Genomic DNA, 7,526 nt, shown 5'->3' on the forward strand with positions numbered 1-7,526 from the left:
GGCGTCCTGCGGGGACCGGACGGCCCTCGGCCCTGGCACAATCCGGGCATGCGCGTGCTGCTCACCGGGTCCGCCGTCCCGCCCGTGCCCGACGGCGCGTGGCCGGTCGGGGAGACCTCGTCGCCACCCGCCCCCGCCGGGCCGACGCTCGACGACGTCGCGGGCTGGTGGGCGCCGCACGCCACGGTCGAGACCGTGGCGCTCGCGGCGTCCGGGCCGCCGTTCCTCGACGCGGTCGCGCCCGTCGCGCCCGAGGTCCTGGCCGGGGTGGTCCCGGGGCCGGGCGGGGACGACGTGCCGGTCGCGGTCCGTCGGACGCCGGGCGGCGACGGCACCGGCACGCGCCGGACCGTCTACGTCGACGCCTCCCAGGTGCCCGCGACGGGCGCGGTCGAGGTGCTCGAGCTCGACGCGGGGCCCGTGGCCGTGCCCGGGCGGTCCTCGACCGCCGTCGGGCACCTCCTGGCGCTCGCGGCCGAGGCCGCGCGCGGACCGGCCGGGGCGCCCGGGCGTGTCGTCCTCGCCACCGGTGGGAGCACGAGCCACGACGGCGGGCTCGGCGCGCTCCTGGCGCTCGCCGGGGCGCCGGAGCGCGCCGGAGGCCTCCCGACCGCCGTCCCGGCCGACGTCGTGCGGGCTGCGCGGGCCGCGCTGGGCGGCACCGACCTCGTCGCAGCCGTCGCGGCGGACGTCCCGCTGCTGGGGTTGCACGGGGCGAGCGCGGCGCTCGACGCCCACGGTGTGGACCCTGCGGTGGCCCAGCACCTCGAGCGCGCGCTCGGCGCAGTCGCGCACGACGTGGCGTCCGCCGTCGACCGCGTGACGGCGGACGACAGCGACCCCAGGGGTGCGCTCGCCGGGAGGGACCTCCTCGCCGCGTCGACGGCGGGCCGTCGCCTGGCGGGTCTGCCGGGGGCCGGCAGCGGGGGCGGGCTCGCCCACGCCGTCGTGGCCCTGGGCGGGCGGCTCGTGCCCGCGCTGCGCGTCGTCGCCGACGACCTGGGCCTCGACGCTCGCCTCGCGGGCGTGGACGTCGTCGTCGTGCTCGCGGACGAGCTCGGGGCGCACGAGCTGGGGGACGGGACGGTGCACGAGGTCGCCTCCCGCGCGGCCCAGCACGCGCTCCCCGTCGTCGTGGTGGCGCGCGCGGTCGTCGCCGGGCGGCGCGAGCAGGCCGCCGCAGGACTCAGCGGCGCGTACGCGTGGGGCGACGGTGATGCGCGCGCCCGCGTGGAGCGCGTCGCGCGCACCTGGTCGCGCGGCTGACGTCAGCGGCTCCTCAGCCGAGGTCGACGGTCCCGTCCGCGCGGACGGACCAGGCCGGGTTGTGCGCGACCTCCCACACCAGGCCGTTGGGGTCGGCGACGTGGGCGTGGAAGACGCCGCCGAACTCGCCCTCCTGCGGCTCCTTGCGGACGGTCCCGCCCGCGGCGACCATCGCGTGCACGAGCTCCACGACCGCGGCCCGGGACCCCACGTTGTGCGACAGCGTGAGGCCTGTCGTCGCCGGTGTGGCGTCCGGCGTGCCGGCGTCGCGCGCGAAGGCCGACTCCTCGAAGAACCCGAGGAGCTGGCCCGCCGCGGAGCGGTAGAAGACGATTTCCCCGGGAACGTCGAGCTGCGCGGTCCAGCCGAGCGCGCCGTAGAAGCTCCGCGCGGCGTCGAGGTCGCGCGTCGCGACCGTGACGAAGTGCAGCGACTGGTCCATGCGTCTCCCGTCGGCGGGCCGCGCCACCGGTAGGGCGCGGGCTCCGTTCGACCGTACGCCGCGCCGTGGTCGTAGACTCGGGAACACGACCGGCACGAGTGGTGTTGAGGACCTGACGGGATCTCTCTCGAGAGGTCCGTAGAAGCCGGCCACCACCGGGGCACCAGTGCCCCCGACAGCGCGGAGACGAGATGAGCGAGACCACCGACATTGCCACGCACGGCGTCAACCTGACCGACGGGGCCGCGGACAAGGTCCGCACCCTCCTCGAGCAGGAGGGTCGCGACGACCTGCGCCTGCGCGTCGCGGTGCAGCCCGGCGGCTGCTCCGGCCTGATCTACCAGCTCTACTTCGACGAGCGCGTGCTCGACGGCGACGCGCTGCGCGACTACGACGGCGTCGAGGTCGTGGTCGACAAGATGAGCGTCCCCTACCTCGAGGGCGCGACGATCGACTTCGCCGACACGATCGAGAAGCAGGGTTTCACGATCGACAACCCCAACGCGGGCAGCGCCTGCGCCTGCGGCGGCTCCTTCAGCTGACCCGCCCGGCGTGCCGCGCGCACGCCGATCGCGACCGCACGAGCCCGGTCACCCGCCCCGCGGGTGGCCGGGCTCGCGTCGTGCGGTGCGAGACCGCCGTCAGGGGCCGAGCTCGACCGTGATGGCCCAGGCGTCGGCGTTCTCTGTGCAGGGGAGCGGCACCTCGTCGACCACCGAGTGACCGCGCATCCGCGCCCAGGCCGGGACGTCGAGGCGCGCCGCGGGATCGGTCGACCACACCGTCAGGCGCGTTCCGGGCTGCCGGTCGCGTGCCGCCGCGGCGAGCCGGATCACCGGGAGGGGGCAGCGCAGCCCGCGCGCGTCGACCACCTCGGGGGCCTCGCCCGTCACAGGCCCTGCACCCCCAGCGTGGCGCGCACGCGGGCGACGGCCCCGGGCAGCGCGGAGAGCAGGCGGTCGACGTCCGCCTCGCTCGTGGAGCGGTCGAGCGCGATGCGCACGTTGCCGTGCGTGAGGACGCCCATCGCGGCCAGCACGTGCGACGGCTCGAGCGTGCTCGACGTGCAGGCCGAGCCCGAGCCGACGGCGATCCCCTCGCGGTCGAGGTCGGTGAGCAGCGCCTCCCCGTCCACGTAGAGGAACGAGAACGTCACCACGTGCGGCAGGCGGTCGAGCGGGTCGCCCACCACGTCGACGTCGGGGATCTCGGCGACACGGGCGCGGACCCGGTCGACGAGCGCGCGTCGCCGCGCGTCCTCGGCCTCACGGTCCGCCAGCACCGCCTGGAGAGCGACGGCGGCCGCGAACGCCGCGGGCACGGACACCCCGCCGGGGGCCCACGGGTCGGCGTCCTCGGGGAACGGGCTGCGCCGTCGTACGCGGGACCGGATGGCCAGGACCCCGACGCCGGGACCTCCGCCCCAGTCGGCAGGGTCGGCGGCCAGCGCGTCCCACGCCTGCGGGACCTCGTCGTGGCCCAGGGTCGCCCCCGCGTCGACGAGCAGGGGGACCCCCGAGGCGCGCGCCGCCTCGTGCACCGTCGCGACCGGCTGGCGCGTGCCCACCTCGCCGTTGGCGAGCTGGAGGGCGGCGAGCGCGACGCCCGGGCGGGCGACGGCGTCGAGCATCGCCGGGGCATCGACCCGACCGACGCGGTCCACGCCGACGACCTCGCGCTCGAGGCCGCCGTGCTCGGCGGCGTGCAGGACCGCGGCGCGCTCGACCGCACCGACCACGACACGTCGTCCCACGCGCGACCGGCCGCCGGCGAGCGCCGCGACCCCGGTGTGCAGGGACGCCGTGTGGTTCGCGGTGAAGACCACCTCTTCCGTCCGCGCGCCGAGCGCGGCGGCGACGGCCTCGCGCGCGCCGTCGAGCAGCGCGGCGGCGCGGCGGCCCTCCGCGTGCAGGCGGCGGGGGTCGGCCCAGCCGTCGTCGAGCGCACGGTCGAAGGCCTCGCGCGCGAGCGGGTGCCAGGGCGCACGCCCGCCGTTGTCGAGGCGGACCCGGCGATCGGGGGTGGTGTGTGTCACATGGCCTCCAGGGCGCTGGCGGTCGCGTCGCAGGGCACGGCGCGGGCCGGGAGAGCCGGCCGGCCCCGCCCGGGCGGGCGCGCCGTGGCCTCCCGCGGGGCGTCGGATCGTTGCGCTCGCGCGGACCGCGACGGGGTGTCGGCGCGCGTCCGGACGCTCCACCGGCACGGTACCGCTCCGCCGCTCGGAGCGTCGGTGTGGCAAGGATCTGACAGACCTGCCGCGGGTGTGGTGAACCCGCCCTGACCGGCCAGGACGTGTGCCGCATCTCGCCCGTCCGCAGCGCGTTCCGGGCCACGAAGGGCGGAATCCCGCGCTAGGCTTCGTGTGTCGAGGACGAAGGTCCTGTGCTGGGCTCGTAAAGACGGGTTCGGGCAGGACGTGACGTGAAAGGCCCCCCTTGCACTCGCAACCCCCTAGCCGCACACGGCGCACCATCCTGCGGGCGACGGCCCTCGCCGTCGCCGTCGCTGCGGTGGCGTCCGGCTGCGCCAGCGACACGGTCCAGCGCGGGTTCCTGCCCGGTTACGAGGACGGGGAGGTGACCAACCAGACCGCCCGGATCACGTCGCTGTGGACCGGCTCGTGGATCGCCGCCCTCATCGTCGGCATCATCACGTGGGGCCTCATGCTGTGGTGCGTCGCCGCCTACCGCAAGCGCAAGGACGACCACCGCCTCCCGGTCCAGACGCGGTACCACCTGCCGCTCGAGATCATGTACACGGCCGTGCCGATCATCATGGTCCTCGTCCTGTTCTTCTACACGGACCGCGACATGAGCGCGATCGTGGACAAGGACGTGGAGGCCGACATGACCGTCCAGGTCATCGGCAAGCAGTGGAGCTGGGACTTCAACTACGTGGACGAGGACGTCTACGAGTCCGGCCAGCACCTCGCCGACGTCGGCGGCACCATGACGGAGGACGCGGAGATCGACGGGGCGCCGGGCACGTCGGAGGCACTCCCGACGCTGTACCTGCCTGCGGGCGAGAGCATCCGCTTCGTCCTGGACTCGCGCGACGTCATCCACTCCTTCTGGATCCCCGCGTTCCTCTACAAGCTGGACATGATCCCGCACCGCACCAACGAGTTCGTGGTCACCCCGCAGCGCGAGGGCGTCTACGCCGGCAAGTGCGCGGAGCTCTGCGGCGAGCACCACTCCGGGATGCTCTTCAACGTGGAGATCGTGGACCGCGCCGAGTTCGACGCGCAGATGGAGGAGCTCCGCGAGAAGGGTCAGGAGGGCCAGATCCCGGTGGAGGGGTTCAGCCGCCTCCAGGACCCGAACCCCGTCCCTGCTAGCACGGAGGGTGAGCACTGATGGTCGCGCAGGCCGAAGTCATCCCCGGTCTCGCCCCTCGGCGGCAGACCCTCGGTCGGACCGTGATCAAGTGGGTCACGTCCACCGACCACAAGACGATCGGGTACATGTACCTGATCACGTCGTTCATCTTCTTCTGCATCGGCGGCCTCATGGCCCTCGTGATCCGCGCGGAGCTCTTCGAGCCCGGGATCCAGCTCGTGCAGAGCAAGGAGCAGTACAACCAGCTCTTCACGATGCACGGCACGATCATGCTGCTGCTGTTCGCGACCCCGCTGTTCGCCGGGTTCGCCAACGTCATCATGCCGCTGCAGATCGGTGCGCCGGACGTCGCGTTCCCGCGACTGAACATGTTCGCGTACTGGCTCTACCTCTTCGGCGGGCTCATCGCCTCGGCCGGCTTCTTCACGCCGCAGGGTGCGGCCTCGTTCGGATGGTTCGCGTACGCGCCGCTGTCGAACACGACGTTCAGTCCGGGTCTCGGGGGAGACCTGTGGGTGTTCGGCCTCGCGCTCGCCGGCTTCGGCACCATCCTCGGTGCGGTCAACTTCATCACGACGATCATCACCATGCGCGCGCCCGGCATGACGATGTTCCGCATGCCGATCTTCACGTGGAACACGCTCATCACGAGCCTCCTCGTGCTCATGGCGTTCCCGCCCCTGGCCGCCGCGCTCTTCGCGCTCGGCGCCGACCGGCGCTTCGGTGCCCAGATCTTCAACCCCGAGAACGGGGGAGCGATCCTCTGGCAGCACCTGTTCTGGTTCTTCGGGCACCCTGAGGTCTACATCATCGCGCTGCCGTTCTTCGGCATCGTCTCCGAGATCTTCCCGGTCTTCGCCCGCAAGCCGATCTTCGGCTACAAGGGCCTCGTCTACGCGACGATCGCCATCGCGGCGCTCTCCGTCACGGTGTGGGCGCACCACATGTACGTGACCGGCGCGGTCCTGCTGCCGTTCTTCGCCTTCATGACGATGCTCATCGCTGTCCCGACCGGCGTGAAGTTCTTCAACTGGATCGGCACGCTCTGGCGAGGCAAGCTCACCTTCGAGACGCCGATGCTGTGGTCGATCGGCTTCCTCGTGACCTTCCTCTTCGGTGGTCTGACGGGCGTCATCCTGTCGAGCCCTGCGCTGGACTTCCACCTGTCCGACTCCTACTTCGTCGTGGCGCACTTCCACTACGTCGTGTTCGGCACCGTGGTGTTCGCGATGTTCGCGGGCTTCTACTTCTGGTGGCCCAAGTTCACCGGCCGGATGCTCAACGAGCGCCTCGGCAAGCTCCACTTCTGGCTGCTGTTCATCGGCTTCCACACCACGTTCCTGATCCAGCACTGGCTGGGTGTCGAGGGTATGCCGCGTCGCTACGCGGACTACGCGCCGTCCGACGGCTTCACGTGGGAGAACCAGGTCTCGACGGTCGGGGCGTTCATCCTCGCGGCGTCGACCCTGCCCTTCCTCTGGAACGTCTACACGACCTGGCGCAACGCGCCCAAGGTCGAGGTCGACGACCCCTGGGGCTACGGCCGCTCGCTCGAGTGGGCGACGTCCAGCCCGCCCCCGCGGCACAACTTCACCTCGCTGCCGCGCATCCGCTCCGAGTCGCCCGCGTTCGACCTGCACCACCCCGAGGTCGCGGCGATGGACCACGCCGAGCCGAACCCGAACGTGCTCGAGAAGGTGTACGGCGAGGCTGACCGTCGCGGCGAGAAGAGCGTCGCGCTCGACCGTCTGAGCGGCACAGAGAGCGCGAGCGACTCGACGACGACCACGATCGTCGACGAACCCCGCACGGGTACGACGGACGAGGAGGCCGGGAAGTGAAGGTCGAGTACAAGCTGTTCCTCTACGGGACGCCGTTCTTCATCGCCGCAGGGCTCGTCTACGGCTTCTGGAGCCACTGGGAGCCCGTCGGGTCGGTCGCCATCCTCCTGACCGGTGCGCTGGTCGCGATGATCGGTGCCTACCTCATGCTCACGGCGAAGCGCATCGACGCCCGTCCCGAGGACGACCCCGAGGGTCTTATCGAGCAGGGCGCCGGCGACCAGGGCGTCTACGCCCCGTGGAGCTGGTGGCCGCTCGCGATCGCCGGCTCGGCCGCGATCGTGTTCCTCGGCCTCGCTGTCGGCTGGTGGCTCGTCTACGTCGGGATCGCGCTCGCCGCGGTCGCCCTCGTCGGCTGGGTCTTCGAGTTCTCCCGCGGCCAGCACGCCCACTGATCGACCTGACGTCCGCGCGACGTCCCAACGGCCCGGTCCCCGCAAGGGGGCCGGGCCGTTCGTCGTTCGTCGACCTGCTCGACGACGTAGCGCGGCACCTCTTCGTGACGGCGGACTAACCGGTCCGCCGGTAGGGCGCCGAACACGACATGAGGGTCGTTATCCGGTGGATAACGACCCACAAGTCCTTCTCGTGGGGGGGCGGGTTGTGCTCGCCCCGGCCGGGCTTTTTGTAGGTGCGAAG

General features: G+C 72.6%; 8 protein-coding genes. 5 read left to right on the plus strand and 3 right to left on the minus strand.

Translation table 11 applies throughout. From position 1 onward, the window contains the following. The first annotated feature begins 48 nt into the window (after positions 1-48). Positions 49-1,266 (plus strand): glycerate kinase, encoded by a 1,218-nt coding sequence (locus ACFWH7_RS15375; protein ID WP_378217509.1) that lies wholly within the window; start codon positions 49-51, stop codon positions 1,264-1,266. 13 nt (positions 1,267-1,279) lie between these two features. Here the strand turns inward: ACFWH7_RS15375 and ACFWH7_RS15380 are convergent, their stop codons facing one another. Next, positions 1,280-1,708: a VOC family protein gene (locus ACFWH7_RS15380; protein ID WP_378217511.1), complete on the minus strand. Its 429-nt coding sequence runs from the start codon at positions 1,706-1,708 to the stop codon at positions 1,280-1,282. A gap of 191 nt (positions 1,709-1,899) precedes the next feature. On the opposite strand from ACFWH7_RS15380, the gene erpA reads away from it, so the two are divergent. Next, positions 1,900-2,250, plus strand: a complete 351-nt coding sequence (erpA, locus tag ACFWH7_RS15385; protein WP_047234275.1) for an iron-sulfur cluster insertion protein ErpA — start codon at positions 1,900-1,902, stop codon at positions 2,248-2,250. Between the two features lie 99 nt (positions 2,251-2,349). Here erpA and ACFWH7_RS15390 read toward each other — a convergent pair whose 3' ends face one another. Both ACFWH7_RS15390 and ACFWH7_RS15395 read right to left on the minus strand, forming a co-directional pair. Beyond that, positions 2,350-2,601, minus strand: a complete 252-nt coding sequence (locus ACFWH7_RS15390) for a sulfurtransferase TusA family protein (RefSeq protein ID WP_378217514.1) — start codon at positions 2,599-2,601, stop codon at positions 2,350-2,352. Continuing rightward, complete coding sequence (locus ACFWH7_RS15395) at positions 2,598-3,743, minus strand: cysteine desulfurase family protein (RefSeq protein WP_378217516.1); 1,146 nt, start codon at positions 3,741-3,743, stop codon at positions 2,598-2,600. The genes ACFWH7_RS15390 and ACFWH7_RS15395 overlap by 4 nt, the downstream gene beginning before the upstream one ends. Positions 3,744-4,143: 400 nt before the next feature. Between ACFWH7_RS15395 and ctaC the strand changes: the two genes are divergently transcribed. From ctaC to ACFWH7_RS15410, 3 genes are read left to right on the plus strand one after another with little or no spacing between them, the layout of a single operon-like run. Next, positions 4,144-5,064 (plus strand): aa3-type cytochrome oxidase subunit II, encoded by a 921-nt coding sequence (gene ctaC / locus ACFWH7_RS15400; protein ID WP_047234278.1) that lies wholly within the window; start codon positions 4,144-4,146, stop codon positions 5,062-5,064. After that, positions 5,064-6,887 (plus strand): aa3-type cytochrome oxidase subunit I, encoded by a 1,824-nt coding sequence (gene ctaD / locus ACFWH7_RS15405; protein WP_141391287.1) that lies wholly within the window; start codon positions 5,064-5,066, stop codon positions 6,885-6,887. The genes ctaC and ctaD overlap by 1 nt, the downstream gene beginning before the upstream one ends. Next, complete coding sequence (locus ACFWH7_RS15410) at positions 6,884-7,282, plus strand: cytochrome c oxidase subunit 4 (protein WP_047234280.1); 399 nt, start codon at positions 6,884-6,886, stop codon at positions 7,280-7,282. The genes ctaD and ACFWH7_RS15410 overlap by 4 nt, the downstream gene beginning before the upstream one ends. Positions 7,283-7,526 lie beyond the last annotated feature (244 nt).

Source organism: Cellulosimicrobium cellulans, from assembly GCF_042723955.1.
Classification (GTDB): domain Bacteria; phylum Actinomycetota; class Actinomycetes; order Actinomycetales; family Cellulomonadaceae; genus Cellulosimicrobium; species Cellulosimicrobium cellulans_H.

Coding starts and splice junctions, on each gene's coding strand:
- ACFWH7_RS15375 (WP_378217509.1), top strand. CDS start 49: ATGCGCGTGCTGCTCACCGGGTCCGCCGTCCCGCCCGTGCCCGACGGC.
- ACFWH7_RS15380 (WP_378217511.1), bottom strand. CDS start 1,708: ATGGACCAGTCGCTGCACTTCGTCACGGTCGCGACGCGCGACCTCGAC.
- erpA (WP_047234275.1), top strand. CDS start 1,900: ATGAGCGAGACCACCGACATTGCCACGCACGGCGTCAACCTGACCGAC.
- ctaD (WP_141391287.1), top strand. CDS start 5,064: ATGGTCGCGCAGGCCGAAGTCATCCCCGGTCTCGCCCCTCGGCGGCAG.